Below are 326 nucleotides of genomic sequence, written 5' to 3' on the forward strand. Positions count from 1 at the left end.
CCTCTGGTGATCAGCGATGGAGTGCTGCATGACGGTGTGGCGGGCGCCCGGTACCTTGAGCAGGTCACGGCAACCGGCGGTACCCAGCCCGTCACCTGGACAGCGACCGGGCTGCCCTCCGGACTGACACTCACCCCGGACGGCGCACTGGCCGGGATCCCCGCCAACACCGGGACCACCACGGTCACGCTCACTGCCACGGACGCCGCCGGCACCCAGGCCACAGCGACCAGGATCTTGAATGTCCCCACCACGATGCCGGCCGGATGCGCCGGCACCGCGTGTGCCGTCCTGACCGCGAGCACCCGGACCGTCCAGGTCCCGGC

1 protein-coding gene is annotated in these 326 nt (G+C 71.5%); it reads left to right on the forward strand.

What is annotated here, in order from left to right:
- The coding region (locus L0B83_RS19650) for a putative Ig domain-containing protein (protein WP_234760244.1) at positions 1-326 on the forward strand (326 nt) is incomplete at both ends.

Origin of the sequence: Arthrobacter alkaliphilus, from assembly GCF_021483235.1 — a bacterium.
In the GTDB taxonomy this organism is placed as follows: Bacteria; Actinomycetota; Actinomycetes; order Actinomycetales; family Micrococcaceae; genus Arthrobacter; species Arthrobacter alkaliphilus.